Origin of the sequence: Amycolatopsis mediterranei (assembly GCF_026017845.1) — a bacterium.
Lineage (GTDB): Bacteria > Actinomycetota > Actinomycetes > Mycobacteriales > Pseudonocardiaceae > Amycolatopsis > Amycolatopsis mediterranei.
Window position 1 is genome coordinate 8,525,414 of sequence record NZ_CP100416.1, and the last position, 17,288, is coordinate 8,542,701.

14 protein-coding genes are annotated in these 17,288 nt (G+C 70.9%); 1 reads left to right on the forward strand and 13 read right to left on the reverse strand.

Features of this window, described 5'->3' with window-relative positions:
* Nucleotides 1–20: 20 nt before the first annotated feature.
* Nucleotides 21–962 carry a lysyl oxidase family protein gene (locus ISP_RS38335; RefSeq protein ID WP_013229163.1) on the forward strand — a complete coding sequence of 314 codons (942 nt, stop codon included), beginning with the start codon at nucleotides 21–23 and terminating at the stop codon, nucleotides 960–962.
* Here the strand turns inward: ISP_RS38335 and ISP_RS38340 are convergent.
* The 13 genes from ISP_RS38340 to ISP_RS38400 all read right to left on the reverse strand — a co-directional run bounded on the left by ISP_RS38340 (nucleotide 919) and on the right by ISP_RS38400 (nucleotide 17,077).
* Nucleotides 919–1,683, reverse strand: a complete 765-nt coding sequence (locus ISP_RS38340; protein ID WP_013229164.1) for an MEDS domain-containing protein — start codon at nucleotides 1,681–1,683, stop codon at nucleotides 919–921. The genes ISP_RS38335 and ISP_RS38340 overlap by 44 nt on opposite strands.
* Nucleotides 1,684–1,829: 146 nt before the next feature.
* Entirely contained in the window at nucleotides 1,830–2,207 is a 378-nt protein-coding gene (locus ISP_RS38345) for a VOC family protein (protein WP_013229165.1), read from the reverse strand.
* A gap of 128 nt (nucleotides 2,208–2,335) precedes the next feature.
* The gene (locus ISP_RS38350; protein WP_013229166.1) at nucleotides 2,336–3,652 is read right to left on the reverse strand and encodes a right-handed parallel beta-helix repeat-containing protein; all 1,317 of its coding nucleotides are present in this window, start codon (nucleotides 3,650–3,652) and stop codon (nucleotides 2,336–2,338) included.
* Between the two features lie 14 nt (nucleotides 3,653–3,666).
* Nucleotides 3,667–5,859 (reverse strand): glycoside hydrolase family 2, encoded by a 2,193-nt coding sequence (locus tag ISP_RS38355; RefSeq protein WP_014467627.1) that lies wholly within the window; start codon nucleotides 5,857–5,859, stop codon nucleotides 3,667–3,669.
* Nucleotides 5,859–7,682, reverse strand: coding sequence for a rhamnogalacturonan lyase (locus tag ISP_RS38360; RefSeq protein ID WP_013229168.1), 1,824 nt, complete (start codon nucleotides 7,680–7,682; stop codon nucleotides 5,859–5,861). Before ISP_RS38360 ends, ISP_RS38355 begins: the two co-directional genes overlap by 1 nt.
* A 19-nt stretch (nucleotides 7,683–7,701) precedes the next feature.
* The gene (locus ISP_RS38365; protein WP_013229169.1) at nucleotides 7,702–8,757 is read right to left on the reverse strand and encodes a rhamnogalacturonan acetylesterase; all 1,056 of its coding nucleotides are present in this window, start codon (nucleotides 8,755–8,757) and stop codon (nucleotides 7,702–7,704) included.
* 38 nt (nucleotides 8,758–8,795) lie between these two features.
* Nucleotides 8,796–11,063, reverse strand: a complete 2,268-nt coding sequence (locus tag ISP_RS38370) for a cellulase family glycosylhydrolase (RefSeq protein ID WP_013229170.1) — start codon at nucleotides 11,061–11,063, stop codon at nucleotides 8,796–8,798.
* A gap of 169 nt (nucleotides 11,064–11,232) precedes the next feature.
* Nucleotides 11,233–12,405, reverse strand: a complete 1,173-nt coding sequence (locus ISP_RS38375) for a glycoside hydrolase family 53 protein (RefSeq protein WP_013229171.1) — start codon at nucleotides 12,403–12,405, stop codon at nucleotides 11,233–11,235.
* The gene (locus ISP_RS38380; protein WP_013229172.1) at nucleotides 12,402–13,460 is read right to left on the reverse strand and encodes a LacI family DNA-binding transcriptional regulator; all 1,059 of its coding nucleotides are present in this window, start codon (nucleotides 13,458–13,460) and stop codon (nucleotides 12,402–12,404) included. Before ISP_RS38380 ends, ISP_RS38375 begins: the two co-directional genes overlap by 4 nt.
* Nucleotides 13,457–14,014, reverse strand: coding sequence for a hypothetical protein (locus tag ISP_RS38385; RefSeq protein ID WP_013229173.1), 558 nt, complete (start codon nucleotides 14,012–14,014; stop codon nucleotides 13,457–13,459). Before ISP_RS38385 ends, ISP_RS38380 begins: the two co-directional genes overlap by 4 nt.
* Nucleotides 14,011–14,841 carry a carbohydrate ABC transporter permease gene (locus ISP_RS38390; RefSeq protein WP_013229174.1) on the reverse strand — a complete coding sequence of 277 codons (831 nt, stop codon included), beginning with the start codon at nucleotides 14,839–14,841 and terminating at the stop codon, nucleotides 14,011–14,013. The genes ISP_RS38385 and ISP_RS38390 overlap by 4 nt, the downstream gene beginning before the upstream one ends.
* Nucleotides 14,838–15,779 (reverse strand): carbohydrate ABC transporter permease, encoded by a 942-nt coding sequence (locus tag ISP_RS38395; RefSeq protein WP_013229175.1) that lies wholly within the window; start codon nucleotides 15,777–15,779, stop codon nucleotides 14,838–14,840. Before ISP_RS38395 ends, ISP_RS38390 begins: the two co-directional genes overlap by 4 nt.
* An 11-nt stretch (nucleotides 15,780–15,790) precedes the next feature.
* Nucleotides 15,791–17,077 (reverse strand): ABC transporter substrate-binding protein, encoded by a 1,287-nt coding sequence (locus ISP_RS38400; protein WP_013229176.1) that lies wholly within the window; start codon nucleotides 17,075–17,077, stop codon nucleotides 15,791–15,793.
* Between the last annotated feature and the right edge of the window lie 211 nt (nucleotides 17,078–17,288).

The window sequence follows — 17,288 nt, forward strand, 5'->3', positions numbered from 1 at the left end:
CCGGACAGGACGGCCCGCTCTTGCTGAAGAAATTCGCGGTACTGGCGCTCGTGGCCCTTTCGGCGACCGTTTCCGCCTCCGCTCCCCGTGCCGACGCGGCGCCGGACCTCCTGCTCCCCGACCTCCGCCAGGCCGTGCCGGGGTGTGCCGGCGGCAGTTCCGGTGAACTCCCGCTGTGCACCGCCTGGGACGTCTGCCCGGTGGTCGATCCGGCCGCCCCCAACGGCCGCTGCGTCGCGCCGTCGGTGGCGAAGGCCGTCCGGCTGCGGTTCACCAGCGCGGAGGAGAACGTCGGCGACGGGCCGCTGCTGCTGTACGGCCGCCGCGACAGCACGAACCAGCAGACCATGACGGTCCGGCAGGCGCTGCGCAACGGCGCGGACGGCTCGATCCCGGACAGCTACGCGGCGGCGCAACGCGCCACCGGGGCCTTCACGTACTACGAGCCGGCTCCCGCCCACCAGCACTGGCACCTGATGAACTTCGAGCGCTTCGCGCTGGTTTCCCCCCAGGGCGAGACGGTGGTCACCGACCGCAAGAACGGCTTCTGCCTCGGCGACCGGTTCCCGGTCCACGACGTCGGCCGCCTGAAGAACGTGCCGGGCGGCTCGGGTGCCGACGCCTCTCTCGCCGATACGCTGCGCGGCAACATGTGCCGCCACCACGAACCCACGGCGCTCGAGGTGGTCGAGGGGATTTCGGTCGGTGCGGGCGACGACTACAAGTACCCGGTGGACTTCCAGTGGCTGGACATCACCCACGTCCCGACGGGCACGTACGACCTGGTGAACACGGTCAACGCCGACCGGACGCTGCTGGAGACGAACTACGGCAACAACTCTTCGGCGGTGGCACTGGCCATCGCGTGGCCGCTGGGGATGCCGGGGGCGGACGGGACGATTCCGGCCGCGCCGGTGGTCAAGCTGCTGCGCAGCTGCCCGGGACAGCCCCGCTGCGCCTGAGCGGCTGGACGCCGCCGCCGAGCTCGAACGCACTGGGGCTCGGGCGGCCGGTTCGCGATGCTCGGCGAGCCGGGCGGGCGTGGACAATCGCGTGCGCAGGACCACCGTGCCGCTCGGCGTAGCCGGCCAGCGCGACCAGGCTGCGGTGGTCGACGAACTCCAGGCCGGCGGCGTCGATGGCGATCGTGCCGCCCTCGGGCCGCAGGCCGGCGCGCTCCAGCACCGGCGGCCAGAGCCGGCGGGCCTCCAGGTCCAGCTCCCCGTCGAGCGCCGCGGCGCTGCCGTCGCGCGCGTGCGCGTGCAGGTGGAACGGGGTCGCGCCGTCGTGGGCGGCCGGGTGCATGCACGCGAGCTGCGCGACGGCTTCGCGGCCGAGCTCGGCCACGTCTTGGCCGCACATCGCCGACATCGGATGACCGGCCAGGTAGTGGTCCACCAGGTGCTCGTAGCGGGCGAAGGCGTCCACTTGGGCCGGCGTGCGCACCAGCGACGTCGCGTCGGCCGCGACCCGCAATCCGGTGAACCCGGCCGCCAGCGCCTCGGACGTCGCCGCGGCGTAGTGCTCGACCTGGCCGGCGGGGTCGACGACGGCTCCCGTGCGGTAGGTCGCCTCGACCGAAGCGACCTGGACGGCCCCGCGTTCCAGGCCCTCGTCGCAGCGCTCGTCCGCCCGCAGCTGCCCGGCCAGCGCGGCCTCGTCCCCCGGGGCGACGTAGCGCACCGCTCGCCGGCCGCCAGGCCCTCGGCCAGGAACTCCTGGGCGCGTGCGACGAATTCGCCACGCCTCCGGTACCCCCGGCAGACGTGATCGCGGGCCGGTGAGGACGGCCGGCTTTCCCGCTCGGTCGGCTTCAGCACGCATCGAGATCACGCGGCGGAACCGGCTCCCGGGTCGCGGACCTCGTCCGCCGGTTTCGCGCAGACGCAGAACAGGTTCTCCTCCGGGTCGGCGAGGATGACCCAGTCGTCGGCCGGGTCGTCGTCGACGTGGCGCACGAACCGCGCGCCCAAGCCGATGAGCCGGTCGACCTCGTGCTCCTGGTCGTCCGTGTAGAGGTCGAGGTGCATCTGGTCCCGCGCGGACACCGGGGAGCGTTGCAGCGACAGGTTGACGTGCGGGCCGCGCAGCAGCCGGAAGTCGTCGGCTTCGGACGCCGGCTCGAGGCCGAGTGCCGCGCACCAGAAGCGGGTCATGGTCTCCAGGTCGGTGCAGTTGATCACCGTGCTGCCCAGCCTGATGGCCATGGTCGTCTCCCGTCCTGCCGGCGGCCGCGTCGTGCAGCCGGTTACCCGCTCGGCCGGGCGGCGAACCCCCGGGCCGGCGCCGGACGGATCGGCGGTGACCCGTGCGCGGTCACCGCCGATTCGTCCATTCAGGACTCGAAGGCGCCGAGGTCAGGGGCGCTGCCGTGATAAGGCAGGCCGACGTCGGTGCCCTTGTCGATCAGCCAGCTGCCCGCCGCCAGGCGGAGGTTGGGCAGCACCGGCAGGCTGCCGTCGGCCTGGCGCCGCGCGTCCCAGCCGGACGTCGACACGCTCCGGAACTGCGCGTCGGACAGCGTGCCGCCCCCGTTCCAGGAGTTGGCCCTGGCGCTCGTGCCGGACATGTTGGACAGCAGCGTTCCCCCGTAGGCGACGTTGTTGCGGAGGTTGCCCAGCCCGGTGGCGGCACTGCTCGAGGTGATGCCGAGCATGTTGTAGTCGGGGTGGTTGTTGTAACTCGTGTTGTTGAAGTAGTCGTTGGCCAGCGTGTGGTGGTTGGCGTAGAACCCCGCGGCCTTGTTGTTGAACGCCACCGAAGTGCGGACGGTGTGCTTGACGCCGTTGGCGACGTACTTGCCGCCGTAGCCGCCCATCTTGAAGCCGTTGCCGTTGCCGGACGACGTGGTCGTCTCCGGCAGGTAGCCGTTGCGCCACGCCCACGAGTTCTCGATGGTCACCGGCGAGAACGCGTTGATCAGGTCGAACCCGTCGTCGGAGTTCCACCACGCGCGGCAGCCGCGGAAGACGTTGCCCGGGTGGCCGGCGGAGATGTGCGCGCCGAACCCGTCGGCGCTTTCCCCGGCGCCGTTCGACGTGCGCGGGTCGTAGTTGTCGTGGGAATCGGAATTCAGGACGAGGTTGCCGCCACCGTCCTGGATGAACAACCCCGGCCCCATGTTGTTGTGCAGGTTCAGCAGTTCGAACGTGTTGTCGCTCCCGGAGACCCAGATCCCCCACGACTCGTGGTTGAGGTTGTTGTTCTGGGGCACGCCCTTGACTTCCAGCCCCTTGAGGTGGATGAAGTTCCCGGTGACGTCGAAACCCTTGATCCGGCAGTCGTCGCCGACCCGGGAGAAGTCGAAGACGGGTGTTTCGCCGGGATAGGCCCAGTAGCGGATCGGGTTGCCGGAACTGCCGCTCTTGTCCAGCGTGATCGCGTCCACCCGGTCGGTCTGGCTCGCGCAGGCCTTGTTCGCCCGGGAGTAGGCGTAGGTGCCACCCCGGAGGTACACCGTGTCGCCGGCCTGCGCGATCGCCTGGGCGTGCGCGACCGAAGCCCAGGGCGCGGCCTGCGTCCCGGGGGCGCTGTCACTGCCCGCCGGGGCGACGTAGTAGGTCTTCCCGGCCGCCGGGCTGCCGGCGGCCACCGGCGCGCCGGCGACGGTCACCGCGGTCGCGAACACCACGAGGGAGACTGCGAGTTTCATACGCATTCCAAAGGTCAGTTGCAGCTGCCGGAACACGGCACGAACGGCGCCGTGGTGCCGGTCAGCGTGGTCGTGCCGAGCGTCAGCCCGGCCGAGCTCGCGGTCACCGTGATGGTGCCGGCGCCCGTCGCCCGCACCAGGCCGTACGCGACGCCCTGGTAGGCCTTCCGCACCGGGCCGCGGAAGGTTTCCTGCACCGGGCTCCCGCTGTCGACCGCCACCAGCTCGCCCGGCCCGCTGACGCTGAACGTGATCGGGGCGGAAGAGCCGGTCACCACCCGGCCGGCCGAATCGGCCACGGTCGCCTTGACGTACGAGACGTCGTCGACGTCCGTGGACACGGTGCTGTGGTCCGGCGAGAGCAGCACGCGGTTCGCCGTGGTGCCGGTCGCCGGCGGCGATGTCGTGGGCGCACCCCACGTGCGCTGCCACGAGTACCCGATCGGCCGGACCGTGCCCACGCCGTCCAGCAGGCCGAAGTCCGGCTCCACGCGGGGCCACAGGCCGTCAGCCTCCCCCAGGTACGCCGCACCCGTCCAGAGGAACAGACCGGTGACCACCGCGTTGTTGCGGACCGTCGCCCACGCCGAGGTGTCGGTGCCCATCTCGGTGAAGAGCCCGGCCCGCGCCGGAGATGTCTTCGCGGCCTGGATGACCTCGTCCGGCCGGTAGTTGCCGCCGAAGACGTCGACGATGGTCCGGGTGGCTCCGGTGACGTCGCCGCTGTCGGCCGGCCGGAACAGCGCCTGGGTGACCGGACGGCCCGGGTCCTGGCTGTGCGCGATCGCCACCATCCGGGTCAGCAGCGGTGTCCGGGTCGCGATCGGGTCGCGGATCTCGTTGCCGGTGCTCCACATCGCCACGCTGGGGTGGTTGCGGTCGCGCAGGACAACGCTGGTCGTGTCCACCTGGTACCAGGGCACCGAGCCGCTCGCGCCGGGCACCGCGGGGGTGCCGGTCGGCGCGGCCGCGGTCCGGTTGAAGTAAGTCGCGTAGTCGCCCACGTCGGCGTACTTGTGCTGGGTCCAGACGTCGAAGAACTCGTCGAGGACCAGGAACCCCATCCGGTCGGTCAGCTCGAGGAACGCCGGGCTCGGCGGGTCGTGCGCGGTGCGGATGGCGTTCACCCCGAGCGCCTTCAGCTGCGCGAGCCGCCGCTGCACGGCCCGCTGCGGCGCCGCCATCCCGAGCCCGTGCAGGTCCTGGTGCAGCGCGACACCTTGGAACTTCACGTTCTTGCCGTTGAGGCTCATCCCGGTGGCGGCGTTGAACGTCAGGGTGCGGATGCCCACGGACGTGACGTCGTCGTCCACCGCGGTGCCGCCCACGAGGGCGTTGGTGGCCAGCGAGTACAGGTTCGGGTTCGCCAGGTCCCACAGCTTCGGGTTGCTCACCGGCACGTCGTAGGCGAAGGTGGCCGACGCCCCGGCAGCGATGGTCTTGGCCGCCGTCGTCACGGCGGGCAGCGCGGCCCCGCCCGGGTCGCTGAGCACGCCCTGGACGCTGACGCTCGCCGCCGCGCCTCCTTCGTTGACCACCGTGGTTTCCGCGTGCACGGTGGTGGCGTTCGGCGTGGTGACGCGGGTGGCCCACTGGCCGACGTGCACCGGATCGGTCGCGATCAGCCGGACGTCACGGTAGATCCCCGCCCCGGTGTAGTAGCGCGACGCCGGTTGCGATGTCGTGTCCGTCTTGACCGCGACCACGTTGTCGGAGCCGAGCTTCGCCGCGGCCGTGATGTCGTAGCGGAAGCTCGTGTACCCGTACGGGTGGGTACCGATGAGCGTGCCGTTGATATACACGCTCGCGTTGGCCATCACGCCGTCGAACTCGAGGAACACCTTGCGGCCGGCGGGCACCCCCGACAACGAGAAGTGCTTGCGGTACCAGCCGATGCCCGAGGGCAGGTACCCGCCGCGGCCGGTGCTCGGCGCCGACTGCGAAAACGGGTTCGCCGGCGGGTTCTTGCCCTCGATGCTCCAGTCGTGCGGCACGCTGAGCTTGCGCCAGCCGCCGTCGTTGTAGGACGCACCATCGGCACCACTGGCGTCGCCGTAGTTGAACAGCCAGCCGGCGTCGAAGTCCGTGACCATCCGGTACCGGTTGGCGGCGACCCCGGCGTCGGCGGTGCCGGACACCACGGTCAGCGGCGCGAGCACGAGTGCCAGCACCCCGGCGACGACCTTCCGCAGCGTGGACACCGCCATCACCGGGCCATCGCGAAACTCGGGTGCGGCGGCTGGTTGTACGCCGTGTTCTGCCACGCGACGGCCTCCCGGTACTGCCGGTCCTGCATCAGCGACACGTGCGAGATGCTCGTCGGGTCCGAGGTGGAGTAGATCCGCAGCGCCCGGTTGTCCGACGTCGGCCAGACGACCTCCTCGCGCCAGTCGCCGAACAGGTCGGCCTGCAGCGACGGTGTGTTCTTCGTGCCGTTGTTCGCGTGCACGCCGGACGCGGTCAGCAGGCGGGTGTCGCCGCCGGTGCCGTACTTGTCGATGTGCGTGCCGTCCAGCAGCTCGCGCTGGGCGTCACCGTCCCAGTAGATGACGAAGTTCGTCGACGACGGCTTGCGCCCGATGTTCTGGCCGCTGGTGTTCAGCAGCCCGGACACCGCCGACGACCACGACTCGGCGCCGGGGCTGCCGGCGTAGATGTCGTCCGAGACACCGCGTCCGTTGTCGCAGCTGCAGGAACTGTTCTGCCAGATGATCTGCCCGGTCTTCGCGTCGGCCATCCAGGCGGCGGGCTTGGACTTGTCTTCGTCCACTTTGAACTCTTCCAGGCCGGGGCGGCTCGGGATCAGGTCACCGACGTGCATGGCGTCGCCGTGGCCGAGCCGGGTGTTCCACAGTGGACTGCCGTTGTCGTCGATCGCCATGGCGCCGAAGACGATTTCGTCGCGGCCGTCGCCGTCGGTGTCCGCGATGGCCAGCTGGTGGTCGCCCTGGCCGGTGTACTGCGAGCCGGCCGAGTTCGAGTCGAACTTCCACCGCTCGGTCAGCGCGCCGCCGCGGAAGTCCCAGGCCGCGATCACGGTCCGGGTGTAGTAGCCGCGGCTCATGATCAGGCTCGGGTGGGAGCCGTCGAGGTAGGCCGTCCCGGCCAGGAACCGGTCGACGCGGTTGCCGTAGCTGTCCCCCCACGAGGACACCGTGCCGCGCGGCGGATGGTAGTTCACCGTGGACATCGCGGCACCGGTCTGCCCGTTGAACATCGTCAGGAACTCCGGGCCGGACAGGACGTACCCGCTCGAGTTGCGGTAGTCGGCGCTCGCGCTGCCGATCACCTGGCCGGTGCCCGACCGGGTGCCGTCCGCGGTCTTCATCGCGACCTCGGCCCTGCCGTCGCCGTCGTAGTCGAAGACCTGGAACTGCGTGTAGTGCGCGCCGGCGCGGATGTTGCGTCCGAGGTCGATCCGCCAGAGGCGGGTGCCGTCGAGCCGGTAGGCGTCGACGTAGACGTCGCCGGTGTACCCGGACTGCGAGTTGTCCTTGGAATTCGTCGGGTCCCACTTCAGCACGAGCTCGTACTGGCCGTCGCCGTCCAGGTCACCGGCACTGGCGTCGTTCGCGGTGTAGGTGTAGCTCTCCCCGGACGGGGTGGTGCCGCCGGCCGGCGGCTGGATCGGGACGTCCCGGGTGCTCGCGGCGGCAGCGCTGGCCAACGTCAGCGAATCCTCCGCGGCGAAGGCCGACATCCGCTCGATCCCGCCGACCACCGGGCGCACGGTGTACCGGGCGCCCGCGGGCGCACCGACGTCCACGAAGTCCGTCGGCCCGCCGGCCGGGGTGGTGGTCACCCGGGTGCCGTCGCGGTAGACGTTGAACGCCACGCCGGCCGGGTCGTCGGCGAGCAGCCGCCAGCCGACGGTGTTGCCCTGGGCGGTGTGGACGCTGACCACCCCGCGGTTCAGCTTGTCGAGCTGCGGCGTGGCCGCGACCGCGGCACCGGTGGCCGGGGCGGGCAGCAATCCCGCGGCCACCACGCCCGCGGCGGCGAACACCAGCCGCTTGCCGAAGTTACGCATGGCTCCTCCATTCGGTGGTTCAGCGCAGATAGGCCACAAGGGACAGGTTCTGCTCGCGGACGCCCTGGACGACGAGGTTCGACATCTGCGTCGCGCCGTAGGCCGAGAAGTGCGTGTTGTCGGTGACGCCGTCACTCGCCTGGGTGAGGTAGATCTGCTGCGACGCCGACGGGCCGAGCGACTCCACCAGGGCCTTGCTCTTGGCCGTCAGGTCGATCACCGGCACGTTCGCGCTCTTGCCGAGCGCCCGGATCACCGCGGGCAGGTCGACGCCCACGCCGTTGACGTGCAGGGCGGTCGGCGTCAGCTTGGTGCCGCTGAACAGCCGCCGCACCGGCGGCGTCACCAGCACGGGGACGCCCCCGCGCTCCCGGACGCCGCTGACCAGCTTGGTGAGGTTGTCGCGGAACGCCGTCGCCGACGTCTGCTTGTCGTTGTGCCCGAACTGGATGAGCACCAGGTCCTTGCTCTTGATCAGCGGCTTCAGCGTCGGGAAGAGCGCCTTGTTGGCCAGGAAGCTGCCGGAACTCTCGCCGGAGTCCGCGTAGTTGGCGATCACCGCGCCGGAGCGCACCGCGGTGGGCAGCACCTGGCCCCAGCCGGTGTAGGGCGCGGCCGGCTGGTCGCAGACGGTCGAGTCGCCGGCCAGGTACGTCACCAGCGGGGCCTGGGCCGCCGTGACGGTCAGCGAGCCGATCGCGGGGGCGGTGCCGCCGAACGTGATGTCCAGGCCCGCGGTGCCCGTGCCGCCCTGGCCGGTCGGCTGCCCCTCGGGGTTGCGCACGTTGACCGTGACCGTCGTGGGGACGACCTGTCCGGCCTTCGTCGCGACGGCGTTCAGGACCTGCCTGCGGGCCTCCACCGACATCGACGTGCCGGCCGCCTTCGTCGTGCTGCCCAGCCCTGCGGTGACGTCGTAGTTCCCCGGTGCCACCGCGAAGTGGCACTTGATCGGCGCGGTACCCGAACACTGTGCGGGAAGCGCTTCCTGGGCGGCCGCGGCCACCGCCGGCGCGGGAACCAGGGTGGCCGCGGCCAGGCCGGCGAGGAGGACCGCCTGCTGTCTGAGGGACATGAGGACTCCTTTGTCCTGGGTTCGCGAAGGTGGCCGGCTCAGGCGGCCGTGCAGCTGCTCCCGTTGAGCGTGAACGCCGACGGCGCCGAGTTGGTGCCGGTGAACGTGCCGTTGAAGCCGATGCCGGTCGAAGCGTTCGGCGCCAACGTGCCGTTCCAGCTCAGGTTCTTGGCCGTGACGGCACCGCCGGACTGGGCGAAGGTGGCGCCCCAGCCGGGCAGGGTCACCTGCTGGCCGCCGGCGAAGGCGAAGGCCAGCGTCCAGCCGGTGACCGCGCTCGTGCCGGTGTTGGTGATGGTGACGTTGGCGGTGAACCCGTTGCCCCCGCCCCAGTTCGAGGCGGCGTAGGCCACCTTGCACGCACCGGATCCGCCGCCCGCGCTCGTCGTCGCCGTCGCGACCCCGGAGCCGGCCGAGGTGTTCCCGGCGGCGTCCCTCGCCCGCACCTGGTACCGGTACGTGCTCGAAGCCGTCAGGCCGCTGTCGGTGTACGACGTCGTCGCGGTCGAACCGACCACGGCGAACGTGCCCCCGCTCGCTCCCGGCGCCCGGAGGACGTCGTAGCCGGTGACGCCGACGTTGTCGGTCGACGCGGCCCAGCTCAGCGTGGCGCCGCTCGACGTCACGCCCGAGACGGCCGGCGTGCCCGGAACGGACGGCGCCTGGGTGTCGGCTTGGCTGCCGCCGTAGATCGTTGCTTCCTTCGCCGTCTGCCGGATTCCGTTGATGCCGTTGAGGAATCGTTCACCCCACGCCGTCAAGCTCGCCGGGTCGAAGTTGTTCGTCATGTCGAGGTAGGCGACGTCGCTGCTGTTGCCGCTCCAGGACCAGCCGAGGTAGCCGAGGCCGCGGGCCTGCGCCTGGGCCATGATCGTGTCCTCGTCCGGGTTGCCGTCGGTGTGCATGCTGCCGAACTCGCCGACGACCAGGGGCAGCCCGGCGGTGCGGAAGGCGTCGAAGTACGCGTTGATCTCGGCGGCGGTGTCGTAGACGCCGTACATGTGGATGGAGAAGACCGTGTTGTGCTGGGGGTCGGCGTTGAACACCGTGCCCGCGTTGTCGCGCATGATGTTCTGCCAGTCCTGGCCCCACATCGGCGCGTCGGCCATCAGCAGGTGCTGCAGGCCGGCGGCCCGCAACCGCTTGATCGCGTTGCTCGTCGCGCTCGTCCAGGTCGCGCTGACCTGCTGGTCGTTGCCGAACGGCTCGTTGCCCAGGTTGATGACGACGTAATTTTCCTGGCCCTTCAGCGCATCGGCCACGCTGATCCAATAGCCGGCCGCCTGATCCAGCGTCGCGGCCCCGCTCTGCTCGCCGTACCCGGTGGTGTCGTGGACCTCCAGGACGCAGATCAGCCGGTTCTGCTTGCACTGCCCGATGACGCTGGTGACTTCGGCGGCCGACGTCGGTCCCCACCGTTGCCCGCTGCCGAGGACGACCCGGACCGTGTTGGCACCGAAGGACTTGATGTCGGCGAAGGCGCGGTTCTGGCCCGGGTACCAGACGTACGCGTGGTTCACCCCGCGCATGACGAACGGCGAGCCGTTCGCCTCGAGGATCCGGGTGCCGTCGACGTGCAGGCCGGTCGCGGTGGGCGTGTCCGTGCCGAGCGCCGCGACCAGGGCCGGGTACCAGCGGCTCTCCATCTTCTGGATGCCGGTGGTGCCGTTCGGGTGGACGCCGTCACCGGTGTCGGCCGCGGTGTCGAACCCGGTCCACTGGTCGACGACGGTGATCGGCGACGCGGCCGTGGAGTGCGCCTGGGCCCAGCCGGGGATGGCGTTGTTCAGGTCGACCACCCGCTGGCCGCAGGCCGTGCAGTTGGCCGGGTTCATCGGGATGATCTTGGCGACGATCAGCTTGGTCGCCGGGTTCGCGGCCCGCATCTGGCCCAGCAGCGTGGTGAAGGCGTCGAGGATGGTGCTCGCCGGGATGTTGTTCCAGACGTCGTTGGTGCCCAGGTGCATCAGGACGATGTCCGGGTGCGTCGCCGACAGCCAGCCGGGCAGCTGGTTGTCCCGGGCGATCCCGGTCGCCAGGAACCCGCCGTGGCCCTCGTTCTCACCGTCGTAGGTGAAGCCGCAGCCCTGCGCCGGCAGGGTGCCGACGAAGTCGATGTCGGTGTGGCCGGTCTCCTGGAGGTGTTTCCACAACAACGCGCGCCAGCAGCCGGGCGACCCGGTGATGGAGTCGCCCAGCGCCATGATCCGGGTGGGCGTGGCCGCCCCGGCCGCGGCGGGGGCCACGAGAGCGCAGGCGGCCACCAGCAGGCCGGCCAGGAGCGCGCGGAGGAATCGCCAGTTCATTACCGACCTCCTGGAGAAGGACTCGACAGGAAAGTTTCAGGCTGGGAGCGCTCCCACGGTAACACGCGCGACACGGGCGGAACACCGGCCACGAGACAGAAACCGGCCAATCTGCTTAACCGTTAAGCTGCCCGGACGCCGTTTGAGAAAGCGTTTTCTCGAACGGTGGTCAAGCTCGCCAGCGCACCTGCGGATTGAACCGGCCGGAGCGGTCGAAGACGGCCTGGTTCTCCCAGCCGTCGCCGGACCCGGAGATGTCGGCCGGGTCCCAGCCGTTGCCCGGCACCGCGTACCACGTGGGTTCCCAGTAGAAGACGCCGATCGCGCCGGCGGCACGGGCGGTGTCCTGCACCGCGGTGAAGTTCGCGGCCTGCCCGGCCGGGGTGGCCGGATATCCCGCGCACGGCTGCGCGGCCGAGACCGCGTTGGGGGTGCTGTCGTCGTTGGCCGTCGTGTACGGGTAGGCCGTTTCGGCGAGGACGACCGGCTTGCCGTACCGGGACCGCACGTCGGACACCACGCCGGCCATGTTCGCCATCGTGCCGTGCCAGTAGCAGTAGTAGGACAGGCCGGTGATGTCCCACGGGACGCGCTGGGCCCGGATGCCGTCGTAGAACCAGCGGGCGTGCGCGTCGCTGTCGGCGTCGGCGGTGTGGATGATCACCTGCGTGCCGCTGTTGCAGGCCTTGGTGGCGTTGTAGCCGGCCTTGAGCAGCAGGCCGAGGTTGGTGAAGTCGTTGTTGACGACAGTGCCATTCCGGGGCGTCGCCCCGGGCCGGGGGCTCCGCCACCCGGAGCCCCCGAAAGAAACCTTCCCGTCGTTCCACAGCAGGCCGACGTTGATCTCGTTGCCGATCTGCACGCTGTCGGGCGTCGTGCCCTGGGCCTTGAGCCCGAAGCAGACGTCATAGGTGTAGTCGTACACATCGGTCTGCAGCAGGCCGATGGGGTGCGCGGCCCAGGCCGCGGGTTTGGTCTGCGTACCGGGATCGGCCCACGTGTCGGAGTAGTGGAAGTCGACCAGGAGCTTGAGGCCCTTGGCCTTCACCGACCGCGCGTACTGCAGCACCTTGGCCTTGTTGTTGTAGCCGCTGCGCGGGTTGTTCCACACCCGCAGGCGAACGTAGTTGACGCCGGCGCCCTTGAGGATGTCGAGGGGATCGCGGGCCACCCCGGCCGCGTCGGTGTACTTCGCGCCGAGGTCGAGCGCCCGCTGGGCGGTCGAAACGTCCGCGCCCAGCATGCCGAGGGAGTTCGCGGCCGAAGCCGCGGTGACCGGCAGGGCGAGGGCCGCCAGGATCAGGGCCGCCGTCGCGAGGCGGCCGGTACGGGACACGGTCATCCGATCTCCTTTGATCGAGTTTTCGAAGCTGTCCGGCGCGGCCGGGGGCGGCGGCTGGACTCGCGGACCACCAGTTCCGGGGTGAACACCACGTGCCGGTGCTCGTGCTCGGACGGCGACAGCGATTCGGCGATGACCAGCTCCGCGGCGGTGCGGCCGATCCCGTGCCGCGGCTGGCGGACCGACGTCAGCGGCACCGCGGCCGCCGCCGCGAAGTCGATGTCGTCGTAGCCGACGATCGCCAGGTCCTCCGGGACCCGCACGCCCGCCCGCACCGCGGCCTGGAGCAGGCCGAGCGCCAGCAGGTCGTTCGCGCAGAAGACGGCGTCCGGCAGCACCGCCCGGGCCAGCAGCTGCTCACCGGCCCGCAGGCCGCACGCCACGTTGAGGGCCGGCGCCGGCAGCACCTCGAGCACATCCGGTGGCCGGCCCGCCAGCCGGATCGCGTCGCGGGCGCCGCGGTGGCGTTCGGCCGCCTGGTGGATGCCCGCCGGGCCGGTCACCATCACGATGCGCTCGCACCCCTCGGCCAGCAGGTGGGTGACCGCGAGCTCGCCGCCGTGGCGGTCGTCCACCGCGACCGAGCACAGGTCCTCCTCCGCCGTCGGGTGGTCGAGCAGGACCACCGAAATCCCCCGGTCCCGCAGCCACCGCACCGGTGCCGGCCCGGCCTCGACCGGCGTGATCAGCACCCCGTGCACCCGCTGGGAAGCCAGCAGCTCGACGTGCCCGCGTTCCTTGGCCACGGATTCGCCGCTGTTGCACAGGATCACCGCGTGCCCGGCCTCGCTCGCCGCCTCTTCGACACCGCGGGCGACGTCGGTGAAGAAGGGGTTGCCCACGTCGAGCACCACCAGGCCGATCGTGCGGGCGGTGCCCGACCGCAGCTGGCGCGCCGGCTCGTTGCGGACGTACCCCAGCGCGTCGATGGCGGCGAGGACCCGCGCGCGGGTGGCGGCGGCGACCACGTCGGGCCGGTTCAGCACGTTGGACACCGTCCCGACCGACACCGCGGCCCGGACGGCGACGTCCCGGATGCCGATCGGCGGCTTCACCGGCGTTCCCGCAAGCCCACCGCCACCGCGGCCAGCACGAGCAGGCCCGGAGCGACGACCACGAAGGCCGGCGCCTGCCCGACGACGACGGCCACGACGACGATCGCGACGACCAGCCCGAAGCTGCCACGCCAGTCCAAGACCGTCTCCCGGCCGGCCACCCCCAGCACCTCCGGCCAGCGCCGGTCCGGCCGCCAGGCCGCCGCGCCGCGCAGGCCGGCCGCCAGGAGCGCGGCGAGCACCAGTCCCAGCACGGCCCCGAACACCCGGCCGCCCGGCAGCCCGCCCAGCACCGCGACGACGTCGACGGCTCCGACGACCAGCAGACCCGCCGGGGCCAGCACGGCCACCGGGTGGGCCAGCGCCGCGCGGAACAGGCGGGCGAACCGGCGCACGGTCGGTGTCCGGGCGTCCGCGGCGACGTCGGTGACCAGCACCGAACCGGCGGCCGCCGCGGCCAAGGACGTCACGACGAACACCGAGGCCACGCAGACCAGCAGGCCCACGAACAGGACCTCGGCGAGCAGCGTCAGCGAGCGGTACTGCGTCTTCATCCCTTCAGCCCCGATGTCGCGACGCCCTCCACCAGGTATCGCTGGAAGGCGAAGAAGAACAACCCGATCGGCAGCAGGGCGAGCACCGACATGGCGAACATCGGGCCGAACGCCGACTGGCTCGTCTGGTCGACGAAGATCTGCAGCGCCAGCGGCAGGGTGAACCGGCCGGGGTCGTTGAGGTAGATCAGCTGCGAGAAGAAGTCGTTCCAGGTCCAGATGAAGGTGAAGATGGCGGTGGTGATCAGCGCCGGGCGCAGCAGCGGCGCGATCACGTACCGGAACGTCCGCACCGGCCCGCAGCCGTCGATCGTCGCGGCCTCGTCCAGTTCGCCGGGCAGGGCGCGGATGAACTGCACCATCAGGAAGACGAAGAACGCGTCGGTGGCCAGGAACTTCGGCAGGACCAGCGGCCAGAACGTGTTGACCATGCCGAGCTTCTGGAAGATCACGTACTGCGGGATGAGCACGACGTGCTGCGGCAGCATGATGGTGGAGAGCATGAACCCGAACATCGGCCCGCGACCGCGGAAGTGCAGCCGGGCGAAGGCGTAGGCGGCGAGCGAGCAGGACACGACGTTGCCGAGCACCGCGCCGACCGAAATCACCAGCGAGTTGGCGAAGTAGTGCCAGACGCTGTAGCCGGCCACCCCGGCGAACACCTGCGTGTAGTTGTCCCCGGTCGGGTGCGACGGCAGCAGCGAAAGCCCGGCCAGCACTTCCTCCGCGGGCTTGAACGACGCCGAGACCAGCCAGCCCACGGGATACAGGAGCACCAGCAGGATGAGCACCATCAGCAGGTGCCACCCCCACGACCGGCGGGTCATCGGCTCTCCCCCGCGTAGAACACCCACCGGCGCGAGCCGCGGAACAGCAGCGCGGTGAGCACGCCGATCACCACCAGCAGCACCCAGGCCATCGCCGAGGCGAAGCCCATCCGGAAGTCCGTGAAGCCGCGCTGGTAGAGGTAGAGGGTGTAGAGCAGGGTCGAGTCGCTGGGCCCGCCGCGGCCGCTGCTGACGACGAACGCGCCGGTGAACGACTGGAACGCGTGGATGGTCTCCAGCACCAGGTTGAACAGCAGCACCGGGGACAGCATCGGCAGCGTCACCGACCGGAACCGGCGCAAGGCCCCGGCGCCGTCGAGTTCCGCCGCCTCGTACAGCTCCTTCGGGATCTGCTTGAGCCCGGCGAGGAAGATGACCATCGGCGCGCCGAACTGCCAGACGGCCAGCGCGATCACGGCCAGCAGCGCGAACTGCGGCTGGTCTACCCACCCGCCGGTGTCGAGGCCGAACGCGGCCAGCACCCGGTCCGCCGTGCCGCCGGTGGAGAACATCGCGCGCCACACCAGGGCGAGGCTCACGCTCGCGCCGAGCAGCGAGGGCGCGTAGAACGCCGAGCGGTACAGCCCGGCGCCGCGGCGGGCGCGGTTCAGCAGCATCGCGACGGCCAGCGCGAGCCCGAGCTTGAGCGGCACCGAGAGCCCGACGTACCGCGCGGTGACGCCGGCGGCGTGCCAGAACCGGTCGTCGCGGGTGAACATCGTTGCGTAGTTGTCCAGGCCGACCCAGCGGGGCGCGTCGAACAGGTCGTAGTCGGTGAACGACAGGTACAGCGACGCGATCATCGGGCCGATGGTCAGCACCAGCACACCGAGCAGCCACGGCGACAGGAACAGGTACCCGGTGCCCTGGCCGGCTCGGCGGCGGCGGGGCACGGCCCGTTCCGGCGCCACCGGCCGGTCCAGCACAGCTTGCGTCATCTGCTCCTCCGTCAGGATCCGAGCGACTGCTGCGCGGTCTGCACCGCGCGCGCGGCCCCGTCGGCGACACCCGTGCGGCCGAAGATCACGTCGTCGTAGACGCGCTGGAAATCGCGCTTCACCGCCGCGGACCCGGTGGGCCACAGGCCGGTCGCCGGCCCGATCCGGTCGGCGACCGACTTTTCGTAGTCGCACACCGCCTTCGTGGCCGCTTGAGCCGCGCCGCAGACCTGCTCGCGGATCGCCGTGTTCGGCGGCAGCCCCCGCGCCACGCCCAGCAGCTTCCCGGCTTCGGGGTTGTTGACCAAGAAGCTCAGCAGCTTGGCGGCGGCCTCCTTGTGGGCCGAGCGTTGCGCGACGGCGAAGGTGACCGGCGGCATCGCGGCCATGCCGGACGCCGTGCCGTCGGTGGGCAGCGGTGCCGCCTGGATCCCCGGGCCGTAGCTCGACAGATACGCGCTCAGGCTGGAGTCGTAGTTGATCTCCGACCCGGCGCGCTTGGTGACCAGGCCGGAGTTCGGCATCGAGCCGTCCATCTTCGTGGTGACCTCGGGCGCGGTGACGGCCTTGGCCGCGCGCAGGTCGCCGGTCAGCGTCCAGAACTGCGTCAGGTCGGCGGCGGTGAACCCGAGCTTGCCGTCGTCGGTGTAGAGCTGCTTGCCGTGCTGGTGCAGCCAGACTTCGAACCAGTCGATCGCCCAGCCGAAGTCGGTAGTCCCGGCCACCCCGGTCGCGGCCACCTTGCGCAGGCCCTCGCCGAACTGTGCCCAGGTCCAGGTCTTGCCGGGCCCGGACGGCGGTGCGACGCCCGCCTTCGTGAAGACGCCCGCGTCGTAGGCGAGCATCTGCGTGGTCTGGCCGCCGGGCACGGCGTACTGCTTCCCCTCGATCTTCCCGCCGGCCAGCAGCGCGGGCGCGATCCCGGTGACGTCGACCGCCTTGCCCATGTACGGGCTCAGGTCCTCGAGCACGTGCCGGTGCTGGTACTCGCCGAGCGTCGCGCGGTCCAGCTGGATCAGGTCCGGCGACGCGCCGCCGGCGACCTGGGTCGAGAGCTTCTGGAAGTAGGCGTCGTACGCGGCGTACTCCGTCTGGACGGTGATGCCCGGATTGTCCTTCATGAACAGGTCCACCGCGGCCTTCGTGACCTTGGCCCGGTCTTCGTTGCCCCACCAGACGAAGCGGATCGTCGTGGGCCCCGACGCGTCGCCGCCGCCACCGCACCCGGTGACCAGTCCCGCCAGCGTGACCGCCACGACCGCCGTCAGGGCGGCGCGCAGCCCGAACCGTCCGTTCATCGAATTTCCCTTCTGGAGACCACCACCGGGCGAGCTCACCGGAATTCGGTCTTGAATCGGTTCAAGCACGGTAAGTCCGCGCGCGGGCGGCGTCAACCAGCAATGATCGCCCCGAAAGCGCCGAAACTTTCGAATCGGTCGAACGGCCGCAGTCGTTCACCCGATCATCGAGAAAGCGCTTACTCACCGACTGGACTGATCGGGTCGACCG